Source organism: Sphingopyxis yananensis (assembly GCF_020687785.1).
Taxonomy (GTDB): domain Bacteria; phylum Pseudomonadota; class Alphaproteobacteria; order Sphingomonadales; family Sphingomonadaceae; genus Sphingopyxis; species Sphingopyxis yananensis.
In genome coordinates this window covers 131,205-145,674 of sequence record NZ_JAJEWI010000008.1, presented here as the reverse complement: position 1 = coordinate 145,674, position 14,470 = coordinate 131,205, and the positions used below count along the sequence as shown (strand labels likewise).

Here is a 14,470-nt window from a genome sequence, read left to right as displayed (position 1 = left end):
AAAGGCAAAGTTCGGGCGTCGCCGGAAACGGGGTCCGGCGTCGCGGTCAGGTCATGCGGGGGTTAGGTCAGATCAGCGGGCGATCAGGCGGGCGCTGGCCGTGGCTTGCTGTTCATTCCCAACGCCTTTCGCAATCGCGGCATGATCGGAATGCCTTCGCGGGGCTGACCTGCGCTGGCCGGAACCGCGATGCTATGTTCAAATTCCAGCTTGGCTTTCCAGCGGTGGCCACAGGTCGGGTTGGTGCAGTCAAAATAGACATCGCGCACCATGATGGTGACTTCTTCGCTGCTTCGGATCAGTGCCTTTTGCTCGCAATAGGGGCATCGGGCGGGGGCGCGGCTCATGTGCGGTTTCTCCTGATGGACCATGCGGGATTGGGTGTCTGGGCTCATTGAATGCAGCCCATGAAGGTGATGCCCAGGGCAGCGCCCAAGGTCAGGCCGATGGCCAGCGCCGATGCCAGTTCGACAAGGGTGCTGGTCCGCGCTGTGTTGGATATTGGCTGTCGCATATTTCCCCCCTTGTTTTCATTATCGGCGCGCATCGCGCTGGATCATTTGTGCTTCGGCGCGGATGCGAATGGCCGTGGCAATCACCTTGTCAGCGGCATGTTCGATCAGCGCGGCTTCGGCGGTGGTCACGATGTCATCATCGTGGGCCTCCAAAATCTTGTCGGCCAGTTCGCCGTTGCTGCGCGATTGCTTGGCAAACAGGCGCAGCAGATCGCGGCCACTGGCGGCGCATTGGGCCAGCGGCACGATTTCCATATCCAGCCCCCGCGCCAATACGCTGGTGACATGCGGGTGCCCCGCCATGCCGACCGTTTCCGCCTCTAGGATCGCGACCTCATCCAGCCGCAAGAAAGCGTCGGTGTTGCGGCTGGTGCAATCGCTGATCCGCTGTTGGCGGGTGCCAAGGCGCTTGGCGGCGGCATCCTGCCCGCCATAGGTGCGGACAAGGTTGCGACAGGCCGATTTCAATTCCTGCAATTCGGTGGGCAGGGTGATGGAGCGTTCGACGGTCACTGGCCCACCTCCGGTTCTCCGGTAAGCGGCGCGGCGTTACCGATTGTGGCTGTAGCGTCACTGGCCGATGATGCATCAGAACCAAGGGGGAAGATGATGTCATGTGCTGTCACCACTGACCCACGCTTTCTGTCGGATAAATATCGGGCCGCAGGAGGTGGCGTGAGATGCCGTAAACACGCTCGGCTTTCAAAACATGTTCGGCAGGCAATCGCTTTGAGGATTGCAGCCATTTCCAAACGGTCGATTGTGAAACGCCTAGGTGACGAGCCAATTGGCTCTGAGATCCCGCATTTTTTACGAGATGCTCAAGCGCTTCAAAGGGTGTGGTGTCCTGTTCCATGCATGCTATCTATGCCTAAGGTAATAGATGCGTCAAGCGGAAAAGTGTCCGTGCTAGTTATGCCAAAAGTAATTAGTCTAAGTTCATGAGATATGTGGTGGATAAAGCGCGGTTTCGCGCCCGTATGGATGAGCTTGGCGTCAGTCAGGCGAGCTTGGCCCGCTCGTTGGATGTCTCTCAAAGCACCATTGCCAAGCTTGCGCTGGGTGAAAGTAGCGGCTCGAAACATCTGCACCGGATTGCGAAAGCGCTGAAAACGACACCGGAATATCTGACAGGCGTCGTGGATGATCCTGATGCTGGCTATACGCCGCCGCTGCCTGCGAGTGAGGTGGCCGACGAACTTGGGTTGGTGGCAATTAAAGAAATTGACCTGACGTTCGGCATGGGAATGGGTTTTGTTGACACATCGGTTGAAGAAACCGTTCGTTATTTTCCGTCAATTTGGCTGCGCGATGTAACACGCACTCCGCCGCAACATCTGGCCTTCGCTCGCGCAAGAGGCGACTCGATGAAGCCGACCTTGGCCGATGGTGATATTGTGATCATCGATACTCTGCAAAAATCTATCCGCGAACAGGACGCCGTCTGGGCTGTGGCTGTTGGCCAAATTTTGATGGTTAAGAGAATTTGGGCCAATGCGGATGGTAGCAGTAAAATTAAAAGCGATAACCCCAACGTTGATGCCGAATTTGCTGCTGACGGCGAAATGCATGTGATCGGGCAGGTCGTGGGGAAAATCGGGAAATTATAAGGGCTAAGCCAAGAGGGGAGCAATCGCCAATTCTATATCAAATTTATATATTTTTTAACAAGGTTTTGATCCTCGCCTTTATGTTCGTAAGTGTAAGGCTTAGTTGAGTTTTAGCTGTGTCTGTTAATAATCCAGTATGTCCTACTGCATTTCTTATTGGACGGAACGTGATAGCATCTTTCCAAAGTGATGGGGTGTTGTTGTTTGGCTTGCTGCCTTCAGCTGTGACTGCAAGCGCGTCCATTCCCAGATAGCTCAGATCAGTAGTGCTTCGGCGAATGTCATAGCTGATCCCAGCTTCATTTTTTCTGTCGACCTCTTTAGATTTCCAGGAGTCAGCTTCCTTTTGCACGCCATTGGAGAGTGGCTTGTTAGCGTCGATTATGTATTTGCGAACTAGGTTTTCGGATAGATAGCAATCAACATATGCTGACGTGTTGAATTCGGCATCGGGGTGAAGATCATTAACCCACTTATCGACTTTATCCTGAGTTACTTTGTTTGCATCGGGAATTTTATAATCCTCAGCGACAGCTGAAACGAGATCGGCTGCGCTGCGATCGCGCTTGGATTTTCGTTTGGTATTTTCGCTGTCACCTGGTTTGTTGATTTCAAGGCGAAATTTGTCCCATTGGTCAATTACTCGTGGAAGCATCTCTTGTTTAAGATAGTCGATCAGCGATCGGTACTGTGGGTTTCCGTCCACAACGCCTTCACGGCTGCTGGTGAAGGGCGAGTCTCCATCGCCGTCCATTTCATCAAAATGGATTTGGCCATAAAGATAGCTTTCCACAATTCGTTGCGTTGGGAAATGGCGAATAAGATTCTTCTCTCGTAGCCGACCGTTTACGAATAGGTCCACCGTAGCGCGTTCATCGTTTCCTCTTCCGCGTATTTTTAAGTCGCTCGGCTTCTCTACCGTCGCGAAATATCCGGTAATACGCAACGTGGTTTCGGGCGCGCTTTCGTTCCTTTTGATATTGACGCAGGTTTTCAAAAAATCATCTGTGAAGCTATTGATTGTCCACAAAAACTGTGTTGATTCTGCCAATTGGTTTAGGTCACTGATAGTGATCTCTTCGCCGTTAACCCAAATTGAGAAATTTTTATCAATCAATGAGAAACGAAAATTCATTGCGATTAAGGTGCGGACTTGTTCGACGGTAACTCGTGACAAGGCCTCTGTATCCTCAAAAACTATCAAAGTTCCGCTTTTAGACGCTTCATAATTCGGATCAGTCAGTTTTTCGTCTGGGATTTCGAGAGGGTACTCATCTGGAACAAGATCATTCGTGATAGCTGCGTCAAGGCCGCCATTATCAATTCGGCCACCGATCGGATCTTGGCCAATAGCTTTGGATTTTATCGTGACGATCCGAGCACAAGAAAGGAGCGCGAGTTTTCCAATGCCCTTTGCCCCTATAAATGGACGCCCGCTTTCGGATTGACCTCCACCCTCTTTGCGTTTTGAATAGCCAATCTTGAGAAATTTGTTCTGAAAGGCATTTTGATCCATGCCTTTTCCATCATCAACTACGGTAAATTTCTGATGATCTCTGTCAATATTAATCCACACATTTCTGGCGTCAGCATCCCATGAATTTGAGATGGCTTCGCCAAGAACTGTAATGAAATTACGATATAGATTTCTTCCTAAGTGATTTAATACGCTAAGCGATATTGCGAATCTGAAGTTGCTTTCTTCCATGGTCTCCCCCCCGAGAGTTGTCGATTATAAATTGACCAATTGCTTTAGCAAGACCTACTGGAACGGCATTGCCTATCCAGCGGCCCACTTCTTTCATCGTAATCGCTGATCCGTTTGGCAGGAATTTATAGTCCGCCGGAAAAGATTGAAGGATTGCCGCTTCACGTAGCGAAATCGCCCGATCTTGTTCGGGATGGCCAAAGCGCCCGTTTCCAAAACCATAGCACTGCGTTGTCATGGTGGGCGATGGTTTGTCCCATTCCATGCGGGCGTAGACGCCTGAGTAGGTTTTGCCGCTGGGCTTTTTATGGCAATCGGCCCTCAGGGCTTCTGGCCAGTCCCGCCATGTGCCGCCGGGTTTTGATAGCTGAATGCGCTCAAGATTGATTTTGGAGAGCGAAGAGGAAACATGAAGTGGATCAGTTGGGCAGGTTTCCCCGGCGTTTAATTTTGGAAGGGACGCGATGGCTTCGCGCACGGATGTGTAACCATTCTCACCCTCTGGCAAGGGAGGCAGTTTGTGATTGAGTGACGCCAGTACGACCAGCCTTCTTCGTAACTGTGGAACACCAAATCGTTCGCATCGTGCGATCATATAACGGATGTCGTAACCGCCTTCTTTTAGTGTCTCGCGGAAACGACGAAACACCAAGCCATCTTTATATTTTAGCAGGGCTGGGACATTTTCCATGGTCACAAAGTCAGGTCGAACTTCAACTGCGAGTTGCGCAAATTTCCCTACAAGGCCCCATTGCGGGTCTTCTGCGTAACGATGCTTATAAGTCGAAAATGGCTGACATGGTGCGCATCCAGCCAGAACCTTGATCGCGTTGCCTGAATAATGTGACGCGACTTCGCTGGCCAGTAGTTGGGAAACGTCGCGGGTGTAGAAACGGCCACCGTTATTTTCTTCGAAAGCAAACTTGCATTTACGATCAACGTCATAGCCTGCCAAAATGTTGCAGCCAGCTTGCTTCAGGCCGTGGCTTAAAGCTCCGACGCCGCAAAATAGATCGACAACTTCAGGTGGTTGGCTGCGGTCTAACAATCCGCCTCTACGAGCATGGTCCAAAATTCCCCCCTGATAATCGTTAGGCCGTAAGAGATAGCCAATAACTTTAACATGATAATTTTCAATTACCAAAAAGGCCCTACTGCACGAATATACCCAGATCCGACGAGTTTTTGAGCTGCATCTGAATATATCTTCCTACTCTTTTATAGAACGATCTTGAAATAGATACTCGTCAGGTGATGGAGGAACATTTCGTTTCACTGGTTGGATACGGGCTGGCTATGTCGCATTCGGTTGTAGGTCTAGCGTCACGTTGGTGGTAAACCCGCCCGCGCCGATGCGGTGGCTGATTTCCGCGATCAGCCATTTGTCTTGATCGATGTCGGATTTGAACCCGCGAAGCGTCACGGGTTGATCGATGATCAGCGCTGCGTCGCCATAGGCCAGCTGCAATTCAATGGTCGCGGCATTGCGGGCGTCACGTTTCAAGGCACCATTGGCGGCGGCGCGGGCGTCGGCTTCGCTGCTATAGGTGCGTTTCAATGTGCGGCTGTTGGAGCCGCTGCCGACCTTTACGGTGTGTCGCTTGCCGCTTTTCTTGTCATGCCACTTGGCCTCCACCGCGCCATGCTCGTCGCGTTTTTGGCGGTTCCATCGCCAGCTGCTGCACATGTCGCGGCCCATTTCGACGCTGGGCAGGGCGATGCCGCTGGGCGTGACGCCTGCCCCGATGGGGGAGAATATCAAGGCGCCATTTTTTACCGTGGCCACCGCGTCATATCGGCGGGCCAAGGCGGTGATGAACGCCATGTCGCTTTTGCTTTGTTGGCGAATGGCCTTGATGCTGGTGCCCGCAAAGCTGGCGTGAACCATGGCGGTCAGCCCGTTGCGGCTGGAAATGCTTTTCACAATGTCGCCGATGGTCTTGTTTGTCCAATTGACGCTGCGGCGCTGGCGAAGGCCGCTGGTCAGGTCGGCGGCATGGCCGGTGATGCTGACATGATCGGGCGGACCGCCCCAGCTGACGTCATCGACACGATATTTTCCCTTGTCGACCAAGCCGACCGCGACGCCAGTTCCCTGCTTCCACCCCAGCGCGACATTCAAATTTGCGGTGGCAGGTGGAATGGCCAGCTTGCCGTCTTCGTCGCCCAACAAAATATCGATGGTGTCGGCCTCTTCGCCCCGTTTTTCGGATAGGGTCAATTCAATCAAGATCGGGCGCAGGGCGGCGGTCAGGTCTTTACCATCCAGCGTGACCTGCCAATCGGGAACAGGCATGATCCACGCATCGCGCTGGGCGGGTTCAATTGGGCTGGCGGGCTGACTGGCGGGTTGCGCGATCATGCGACGGCCCGTTCCAGTTCAATGCCAAATTCAATGCGCCGTGCGCCGCCACCGGGCAAAAAATAGCTTTGCCGTTCGTCGATGCTGCGGATCATATATTGCCCGATGATATAACCATCGGTGCGGACCAGCGAATAAGCATCGCCGGTCGCGGCCATGGCGCGCAGATCGTCCAGCGATGTATTGGGGCCGGTCAGTTCGGGCATGAGAATTCCGGGCAGGCTGATGCTGTCCATTCCGGGGCCGACAAATTGAAAGGCCGGCATCGTGCCAAGGCGGTCGGCGCTGGCGTGGCGCCAATCCATGCGGCGGCTGAATTCTTGATAGGCCAAGGTGTCGACGCCAAAGCTGAAATCGCCCAGCGCCATCATCGGTACCCGTTCACCTGTGCTGCTTTGTTCCATTTCGGACAGGCCGCGCATTTTATTGACCAAGGTTGCGACCGTCGAAATGGCGGGCAGGCCGCTGGGCAATGTGACCTTGCGGTCAATCTTGCTGGTGATTTTACCGATCTGCATAGCTGCCCCTTGCTTGTTGTTGGCCCAATTTCGCAAATTCACCCAACAGGCGCTTGGCCAATGCGGCGACGTCTTCGCCGGGCTGTTGCGTAAATTGGATGGTGACGGGGCCTGTGATGGTCGTTCCGCCGCCTGTGGCCGCCTTGCCGCCGCCGTTCGCCGCCTGTGTGGCAAAGCGGGATCCAGAACCAAATCCGCCAGCCACGCTTTCGGCCAGCCGCCTTGCGCTGGTGGCGGGGCCAGCGGCGCTGCCATCGATGCCGACCGCCAGCCCTTGGGAAACACTATGGCCCATGGACATGAACAGGCGCGATGGAGAGTTGATATTCAGGAAGCTTTTCGCATTTTGCCATGCGCCGCTGACCACGCCTTTCAGCGCCGCCCATACTTTGCCGGGTGCAGCCTTGATGCCATTGGCAAGGCCGTCGATGATCGCGCTGCCGATGCTTTTGAAATTGTCGACAAAGCTGGCGACCCGTTCTTTTCCCGACTGGATGGCCGCGCTGACATTGGCGACGCCGGTTTTGAAAGCGGCAGAGATCCGATCCCAATTATTATAGATGACATAGGCCGCGACGCCGACCGCCAGCACGATCGCGCCGATGATCAGGACGATGGGGTTGGCCAGCATCATCGCGCCTGCTTTCATCAGCCCGCTGCCCAAAAACAGCACGGCGGTGCGCATCATGCCAAAGCCGCGCAGCAACAGGGGGCCAGCCTTCATCGCGCCGCTGGCCAAAAAACCGATGCCGCTGCGGATCAGGTTCGCGGCCTTTATCAATTTGGGGCCTGCCCAGATCGCGCCGTTGACCGTCTTGCCCAGCATTTTGGAAAATACGCCCATGGCCTGTAATTTGCCAAAGCCGCGCATCAGCATGGATAGCGGGCCAAGCGCGCCGCCAAAGGCCACCATCAACACGCCCAGCCCAATCTTGGCGCCGACCAAGCCAGCCGCAAATTTGACGATGGTGGCCGTGGCTTCGGGGTTGGCCTTCGTCCATGTCGTGATCGCCGTCATCGACGTTGACACGGCGCTGGCGATGTCGCGCATGGCGGGCATCAGCGTGGTGCCGGTCGTAATGGCGAAGCTTTGCACTTGCCCGACCATTTCGCGCCACAGCACGGTCGGGTCGTTCGCCACGCGGATATTGAACGCTTTTTCCACGGCGTCCGCGTCGCCCAACGCCTCATCACGGATTTTTTTATAATCCTCTAGGTTCATCACCATGGCGCGGACAGCGGACTGCGCCTGCATGTCGGTGAAGGCTAGGCCGATTTTGCTATTGTCGCCGCCCGTCGCCTTTTTGGTGATGGTGGCGATGGCTTCCAGCGTGTCCATGCCAGCGGCCTTGGCCTTGGCCATTTCTTTGGGCAGGTCCACGCCAAATTGCTTTGCAAAGGCTTTGACCGTGCTTTCTGCCGTGATCTTGGCGTAAAGATTTTGGAGGTTGTTCGCGGCCTCGTCAGATGAGCCCGTGCTGCGCCGTGCGATTTGCAGCGCCGCCGACAAATTGGCCACCGCGTTCAGCCCGCTTTCGCCCAGCGCATTGGCCTGCGCCGTCAGTCCGGGGAAATGCTTGGCCATATCCTTGACTTCGAACGCGCCCGCATTGCCCGCGCTCGCCATGATATCCAGCGCCTTGCTGGTGTCGCCTATGCCGACTTTCAAATTCTGGAAATTGGCAAAGGCCGCGCCCGCGCCATCGGCCATATCGACCTTGAACGCGGTGGCCAGTTGGCCAATCGGGCCGATCATTTGGGCGGCTTCGGAAACCTCTGCGCCCAAGCCCGCCAGCATATCCACGCCCGCCCGCATATCTTCTGGCAATTGCTTGGCGGCGGCGGCGCTGGCCATGATATTATTGGCCAGTCTGCTGGTGGCTTTATCCGACAGATTGGCTTTTTGTTGCAGATCCACCATGCCGCTTTGGAATTCCGCAGCAGATTTGACCGCAATGGCAAATGGCGCAGCGGCCGCCACGCCGCCCATGATGTGGCCCGCGCCCTTGCCGCGCAGATCCGCGCCGCGCTGGCTGACGGCATCGGCGCGTTTGTTTGCGGCCAACAGCCGGGTTTGCGTTTCAATCTGGCGGTTGGTGGCGGACAGCTGGGATTGCAGTTCGCGTTCTTTGTTCGCCAGATGGGTAATATTCCCACTGGCGTTTCTCATTTCGCGGGCATTGGCCGCAATGGCTTTGCTAATATCCTTATGTTCGCGGTTCAACCCGCGCAGCGCAGCGGCCCCTTTTTTGCTGTCGGTGACCATATTGCGCAGGCCGCTGCCGAGCTTTTCCAGCCCGGCAGAACCAAATTCGACCATCAGGGATAATTTATTATTGCTCATCGCACTGCCGCGCATTTCAGCATGATTTCCATCCTTTCGGCAGCTAGGCGATGCCAGCCCAGCAATTCATCCAATTCCATCGCGGTCAGGACTGATAGCGGCCAATGAAAGACAAAGGCGATGTCGGCGATCAGAGCGCCTAGTTCGTCTGGACGATCATTTCCTTCATGGCCCGCGACAAGAAAAAACCCTTAATCGCGCCTCCCAATTCCATCAGGTCTATGGGGTCCAAATCTTCGCATTCTTGCGGTGTCATGATCGGGTCGCTGATACGGGGCAGCAGGGTCAGCACCGCGCTGACATCAGCCTGAAACAGATCCTGCAAATTAAGGTGGCGCAGTTCCCCCGCCTTGGGCCTGCGCAGCGTGACTTTGGTGATGGTTTCATCGCCGCGCTTGAACCCAATTTCGAGTTCGCAGATCTGAAATTTATTGTCGGCCTTTTCCATGCGGGGCATCCTTGTCATTCATGCGGGTGGGTTTCCCCGCACCAGCCCGCCCGCATAATTTCGGGCTGGTGCGAAGCTGGTTAGAGGCTGTTACAGCCCGATGGCGGCGCGCTGGGCGGCCAAGCGGTCAGCGCCTTTGACCTTGAAGATGAAGTTTGGATCATCTTTTTCGATGATCACGCGGCCATTCTCGATCCGCTTATAATAGCTGACCGACATTTTATATTTATGCTCGGTATCATCGCCGACCTTGGCGCTGCCTTCGTCAAATTCGGCAATGCGGCCACGCATGACAATTTCGACAGGGACGGTGGATCCGTCATCATCGGACACATAGGCCCCAGCGAAACGGAATTGGGCGGCGTCATGCACCGCTGCGCCAAAGGTGCTGATGATATCCGTGGTCAGGCCGCCAAAGGTGAATTCACCTTCCATCTTTTCGCCGCCCATATCGATATCAACTTCGGCATCCATGCCGCCAGCGCGATAGCCTTCCATCTTGCGCGCCATTTTGGGCGGCGTGACTTCGGTGACGATGCCCAGCCACGATCCGCCATCGATGAACAGGTTCATATTTTTCAGTTTATGGGGAAGGCCCATGGGGGGATCCTTTCAAAATTGGTCAGGGGATAGGCGATCAGGCAGCCAGCGCCAGATCCCCATAATAGCGGTCGGTGATACGCTGGTTCAGCGTGATGCTTTCGGCAGGCGCGCACGGCGTGAAATCATAATCGACGATGATTTTGCCCTGTGCCAGTTGCGATGCAGGGTTGTTATCGGGATCAATCCACGCGCTGCCACCAATCAGGCGACCTGCCGACACCAATTGGCGGAAACGGGCATTGATCGTTTCTTCGACATCGCGGTACAGGGTGCGGGTGATGGGCTTATCAATTGCCCACACCAGACCAGCGGCGATTTCATCTTGCAACACCTGCGCCGTGCGAACCGCGCTTTCAAAGGCGAACAAGGGTTCATCGCTGCATGTGCGGTTGCCCCACAAACGCCATCCGTTCATGCGGACCAGCGTGGTGATTTGGTCGCTATTCAGCAGGGCCGATTCTGTATCGACGCCGTGATAGTCATGGAAAATGGGAATATCCGTTCCCATCACACCTTCCAGCGCCATATTGGACAGGGTTTTATGCCAGCCAATCTCTTGGTCGATGCGGGCGCGCTGGCCCAAGGTGCGAGCGATCAGGTCACCCGAAAAGGCGCTGTTGGTGTTGGGCCACAGCAGCATCAATTCCCGCGCCGCAAATCCGCCGCGATACAATTTGGCGGCAGGGATATTGGCGGCGTTGACCTTGGCATAAGCCATAGCCCGCAGCTTTTTGGCGGCGCTGACCAGCTTGGTGGTGACGGCCTGTGTGTCGAGACCAGGCGCACCCAGAATACGGGGGCGCACGCCCAACAGGCTTTCGGCAGTCAGCAAGGTGTCGACGCCTGCTTTGGCATTATCGTCCAACGTTGGGTCTTCGGGGTCTACGTCCGGTCCGGGATCATCGACGCGCACCGCGACGATGATGGGCCGTGTGTGGTCCGATATGGCTTCCAATGTTGGTTTTAACGTGCCCGCCGTGCCAGCAACGTCAATGGCGGCTTTGACATCGGTAATCAGCACGGGCTGGCCAATAGGAATGGCGGCGTCCAGTGCGCTGCTGGCATTACCAGCGTCGGCGGTTGCGGTGCAGACAATACCGATGACGGCGGTGCTGGCATCTTGGATCGGCCTGATGCCGTCCGTTAGCTCATTCACTTTAATGCCATGGTGGATCGATTGGCTCATATGGCGTTCCTCTTAAGACAGCGGGATGGCGAGACGGGAAAAGGGTTGGTCGGGTCGATCCAGTCGTTGCCCTTCGATAATCAGGGCAGCGGTGCCATCCGCATTGCCGCTGCTCATATCGACGCGGGTCAGGCGCAGGCGCGGTTCCCATCGGGTGATAGCGTCGGCGGTGGCGGCAATGAATTTCAGCCGCGTGGCAGCATTTAACGGGTGGTCGATCAGGTCCAACAGGCGCGAACCATAATCGCGCAGCATCAACCGAGATCCGACAGGCGTGGTCAAAATATCGCCAATGGATTGGGCCAGATGATCATCACCGCTAAGCGGGGATCCGGTGTGGCGGTTCATGCCGTGCATGGGCGCGACAATGGTGCGCGCCGTCCGTTCGATGCCAGCGGCGGATCTTGTAAGAGCGCGGCTTACAGGAACAGCGGTTTGATTTAAGCCGGTGGCCCCGTCTGGGCGGTTCCTGCCTGTACGCCGCTGTGCTTGTGGTCTTTCAGGGATTTCCCGCCGCCGATCACGTCATTTTCGCCCGTCACAGTGCCAGATGCCGTGGCATCGCCCGTTATGACGACATCACCCGTGATCGTCACATTGCCTATGATCGTCACATCATCGGCGGTGACAGCAACGGTGGAGCCAGCGGGCAGGGTGGTGGTTAGCGTCTTGGTGGCGGGGTCATAGCTGATGCTGGTGCCGTCATCCCATATCATGGCATAGGTCTCGCTGTTGCCAGCGGGCGGGAAGGCGGTGCTGGGAAGGCCGCGCAGCACAATCCCGTTTCCTGCTTCGCCGTCCATGGCGAACACGACCACCTGCTCATCTTTGGCAGGCGGACACCAAGTCCGCAGCTTGCCCATGCTGAGTTCCATCCACGGCATGGGCGCGCTTTCTTCGCCGTCAATTTCGACGGTGCAGGTGGCGGTAGCCAAGTCGACCGACTGGATGATGCCAATCTGGATCAGTTCGGCGGGGTCGAAATCCCCTTCGTCGGTGACGTTGGCCATGATCAATCCGCTTGCTGGGGTGCCGCCGTGATCGCCCCGCAAGCGATCTTGTGCGCCACGCCGTTCGCCACATCGGCCACGCGGGCGGCGGTGGCTTCGGCGTCATAGCGGCCAGCATCGGTCAGCACGGCGTTGACGTCGCGCTTGTGGACAATCGCCCCGCTGGTGAAGGTGACTGGCACGGTGCGGGTGTCGCGGTTGTATTTGCCGATCTTGGTGGTGATGTCGGTCATAGGCTTTCTCCTGTAGGGGCGACCGGCCATGTGATGGCAGCCGGATCGGTGATGGTTTCGGGAAGGTCGCGCAATTGCTGGCGATAAGCCGCCCACGCGGCGCGCTGATCATCGGTCAGCGGATAATCGGCCATCATCACATAATCACTGGTCAGCAGCCGTTGGTTTCGCTGGCTGCGCATTGCATGGGCCAGTTCGTCGCTGGTCATCAAGCTGCTTGGGTCCACGGCCACAGGCTGGCCGTCTGGTCCCGCCATGATCATCTGCCCCGCGATTTGGGCGGCGGTCAGCGATTGGTGCAGGGCGGTGGATATTTCCACCGAACCAGCGGGCGGGTTGGGGTGAATGGCCGTATCGAAAATGCTGGCACTGGCGGGGTCGAAAAAGATTTTCATGCTGGCTGTCCTGTTCATTTGCCAATGGCGTACCAGCGCGCACCGGAACCATAGTTGCCGCTGGATGTGGCTTGAAAGACGATCCGAAATTGGGTCAGGGAAATGAGGCCGCTTTGCGTCCAAATATCATTGTTGACGGTACCGCCGGTGTTCATGGTGTTGGATTGCATCATCACCGAATTAAGATCGGTGAAGGCGATGGGAAAATTGCGGATTTGCGCCCCTTCGGAAAAATTGCCGGTGAAGGTGCCCCATTGTTCGATGACGCCATCGGGTGATTTTCGCCAATGACCATTGGCGTTGTTGCCATATTCCCAGCCAGCCAGCAGGGCAAAGTCGGATGCATGGCGGCCATCGAGCAAGTCCGCATCCAGCCCGCTGCCTGATCCGTCAACCGTCAGCGCCTTGGCCAACACATCAGCAGCGGTGTAATTGGCGGCATTCAGCGGGGTAAAGCCTAGCTTTGATATGATCTGTGCGCCGGTAAACAGCGATGCCTGCAAGAAAGCGGACGCCTGATAGCCATCGAGCAAATCGGCGTCCAAGCCGCTGCCCGCGCCGTCCAGCCCCAACACTTTAGCAAAGACATCGGCGGCGGTGTAGTTGGCGGCATTCAGCGGCGTGAAGCCAAGCCGTGCGATGATGTTGGTGTAATAGCTGCCATCCTGCCCATCGAGCAGATCGGCATCCAGCCCGCTGCCTGCCCCGTCGACGCTCAAAAGCCGCGAAAGCATTTGCGCGCCGGTGAACAGCGAGGCTTGCAGAAAATCGCTGGCATGTTGCCCGTCCAGCAAATCCGCATCTAAGCCGCTGCCCGCGCCATCCGCCGTCACCAAACGCGACAATATCTGCGCGCCCGTATACAGCGACGCCTGCAAAAAGGCGCTAGCATGTTGGCCGTCCAGCAGGTCCGCGTCCAAACCGCTGCCTGCCCCGTCTTGCGCCAACAGCCATGTCATCAGGGCCAAGCGTGCTTTTTTGGGTGTCAGGGCGCGCTGATCGTCCACCCCGCTGTTTGCCTCTGGCTGGGTCGCAATCTCTATCACGCCTTGCACCGTCTCGGTGGCTGGCGGATTCAGGAAATTGCTGTCGCCAAAGCTCAGATGCGTGGCATCGACATCCACAAATTGCGCATCCAGCGCCATCAACAGCATCGCCCCGGCTGATTTTTCCATGATCGGCGCGGGCTGTCCATGAATGGCGAACAGCGTGCCGTCGCCCAGATACAGGGCCAGCGAGCGCAGCGTATAAATATCGCTGCTTTCATCGCGGATCGTCACATGGATGGTATTCTCCGCGACCACGCCGCCCGACAGGGTGGCCAGCCGCTTAATCTCCTCCGGCAGGGTGGCGGCGGTGGGAACGGGCACAACCGCACTGGCCGACACGCCGCAATGGCTAATGATAACGGGCAAGGTGCCATTGTGCGCGGCATTGACCAGCGCGGCACGGCCCGCATCGGTGATAACAAGATTAAGATCGGCCATGGTTCAATTTTCCAAAGAGCTTAAGCGGGCATAGGTCACAGGGCGCAAGGT

Annotated in this window: 19 protein-coding genes; 1 reads left to right on the top strand and 18 read right to left on the bottom strand. The window is 56.4% G+C overall.

Annotation, left to right across the window (positions count from 1 at the left end; all coding sequences use genetic code 11):
• Positions 1 to 83: 83 nt before the first annotated feature.
• The 4 genes from LKO31_RS08825 to LKO31_RS08815 form a co-directional block, all read right to left on the bottom strand.
• Positions 84 to 347: an ogr/Delta-like zinc finger family protein gene (locus tag LKO31_RS08825; RefSeq protein ID WP_227689925.1), complete on the bottom strand. Its 264-nt coding sequence runs from the start codon at positions 345 to 347 to the stop codon at positions 84 to 86.
• Between the two features lie 44 nt (positions 348 to 391).
• A complete protein-coding gene (locus LKO31_RS14970) occupies positions 392 to 514 on the bottom strand; it encodes a hypothetical protein (protein WP_265104604.1) in 123 nt (40 codons plus the stop codon).
• A 19-nt stretch (positions 515 to 533) separates the two neighbouring features.
• Positions 534 to 1,028 (bottom strand): phage regulatory CII family protein, encoded by a 495-nt coding sequence (locus LKO31_RS08820; protein WP_227689924.1) that lies wholly within the window; start codon positions 1,026 to 1,028, stop codon positions 534 to 536.
• Positions 1,029 to 1,137: 109 nt separating this feature from the next.
• A complete protein-coding gene (locus tag LKO31_RS08815) occupies positions 1,138 to 1,371 on the bottom strand; it encodes a transcriptional regulator (protein ID WP_227689923.1) in 234 nt (77 codons plus the stop codon).
• Between the two features lie 94 nt (positions 1,372 to 1,465).
• Here LKO31_RS08815 and LKO31_RS08810 point away from each other — a divergent pair, with 94 nt between their 5' ends.
• Positions 1,466 to 2,125: an XRE family transcriptional regulator gene (locus LKO31_RS08810; protein ID WP_227689922.1), complete on the top strand. Its 660-nt coding sequence runs from the start codon at positions 1,466 to 1,468 to the stop codon at positions 2,123 to 2,125.
• A 43-nt stretch (positions 2,126 to 2,168) separates the two neighbouring features.
• Here LKO31_RS08810 and LKO31_RS08805 read toward each other — a convergent pair whose 3' ends face one another.
• The 14 genes from LKO31_RS08805 to LKO31_RS08740 all read right to left on the bottom strand — a co-directional run bounded on the left by LKO31_RS08805 (position 2,169) and on the right by LKO31_RS08740 (position 14,419).
• Positions 2,169 to 3,833, bottom strand: a complete 1,665-nt coding sequence (locus LKO31_RS08805) for an ATP-binding protein (protein ID WP_227689921.1) — start codon at positions 3,831 to 3,833, stop codon at positions 2,169 to 2,171.
• Complete coding sequence (locus LKO31_RS08800; RefSeq protein ID WP_227689920.1) at positions 3,796 to 4,977, bottom strand: DNA cytosine methyltransferase; 1,182 nt, start codon at positions 4,975 to 4,977, stop codon at positions 3,796 to 3,798. The genes LKO31_RS08805 and LKO31_RS08800 overlap by 38 nt, the downstream gene beginning before the upstream one ends.
• A gap of 150 nt (positions 4,978 to 5,127) precedes the next feature.
• Positions 5,128 to 6,195 (bottom strand): contractile injection system protein, VgrG/Pvc8 family, encoded by a 1,068-nt coding sequence (locus LKO31_RS08795; protein ID WP_227689919.1) that lies wholly within the window; start codon positions 6,193 to 6,195, stop codon positions 5,128 to 5,130.
• Positions 6,192 to 6,713 carry a phage tail protein gene (locus LKO31_RS08790; protein WP_227689918.1) on the bottom strand — a complete coding sequence of 174 codons (522 nt, stop codon included), beginning with the start codon at positions 6,711 to 6,713 and terminating at the stop codon, positions 6,192 to 6,194. The genes LKO31_RS08795 and LKO31_RS08790 overlap by 4 nt, the downstream gene beginning before the upstream one ends.
• On the bottom strand, positions 6,700 to 9,057 hold the full coding sequence (locus tag LKO31_RS08785) for a phage tail tape measure protein (protein WP_227689917.1): 2,358 nt from the start codon (positions 9,055 to 9,057) through the stop codon (positions 6,700 to 6,702). Before LKO31_RS08785 ends, LKO31_RS08790 begins: the two co-directional genes overlap by 14 nt.
• Positions 9,054 to 9,179, bottom strand: a complete 126-nt coding sequence (locus LKO31_RS08780) for a GpE family phage tail protein (protein ID WP_407699276.1) — start codon at positions 9,177 to 9,179, stop codon at positions 9,054 to 9,056. The genes LKO31_RS08785 and LKO31_RS08780 overlap by 4 nt, the downstream gene beginning before the upstream one ends.
• A 17-nt stretch (positions 9,180 to 9,196) precedes the next feature.
• Positions 9,197 to 9,505 (bottom strand): phage tail assembly protein, encoded by a 309-nt coding sequence (locus LKO31_RS08775; protein ID WP_227689916.1) that lies wholly within the window; start codon positions 9,503 to 9,505, stop codon positions 9,197 to 9,199.
• A gap of 90 nt (positions 9,506 to 9,595) precedes the next feature.
• On the bottom strand, positions 9,596 to 10,105 hold the full coding sequence (locus LKO31_RS08770; protein WP_227689915.1) for a phage major tail tube protein: 510 nt from the start codon (positions 10,103 to 10,105) through the stop codon (positions 9,596 to 9,598).
• 37 nt (positions 10,106 to 10,142) lie between these two features.
• A complete protein-coding gene (locus LKO31_RS08765; protein WP_227689914.1) occupies positions 10,143 to 11,294 on the bottom strand; it encodes a phage tail sheath C-terminal domain-containing protein in 1,152 nt (383 codons plus the stop codon).
• 12 nt (positions 11,295 to 11,306) lie between these two features.
• Complete coding sequence (locus LKO31_RS08760; RefSeq protein ID WP_227689913.1) at positions 11,307 to 11,642, bottom strand: GPW/gp25 family protein; 336 nt, start codon at positions 11,640 to 11,642, stop codon at positions 11,307 to 11,309.
• Between the two features lie 92 nt (positions 11,643 to 11,734).
• Positions 11,735 to 12,304 carry a phage baseplate assembly protein V gene (locus tag LKO31_RS08755; RefSeq protein ID WP_227689912.1) on the bottom strand — a complete coding sequence of 190 codons (570 nt, stop codon included), beginning with the start codon at positions 12,302 to 12,304 and terminating at the stop codon, positions 11,735 to 11,737.
• Between the two features lie 2 nt (positions 12,305 to 12,306).
• Complete coding sequence (locus LKO31_RS08750; RefSeq protein ID WP_227689911.1) at positions 12,307 to 12,537, bottom strand: hypothetical protein; 231 nt, start codon at positions 12,535 to 12,537, stop codon at positions 12,307 to 12,309.
• Positions 12,534 to 12,932, bottom strand: a complete 399-nt coding sequence (locus tag LKO31_RS08745; RefSeq protein WP_227689910.1) for a tail fiber assembly protein — start codon at positions 12,930 to 12,932, stop codon at positions 12,534 to 12,536. Before LKO31_RS08745 ends, LKO31_RS08750 begins: the two co-directional genes overlap by 4 nt.
• Positions 12,933 to 12,946: 14 nt before the next feature.
• Complete coding sequence (locus tag LKO31_RS08740) at positions 12,947 to 14,419, bottom strand: gp53-like domain-containing protein (RefSeq protein WP_227689909.1); 1,473 nt, start codon at positions 14,417 to 14,419, stop codon at positions 12,947 to 12,949.
• Positions 14,420 to 14,470 lie beyond the last annotated feature (51 nt).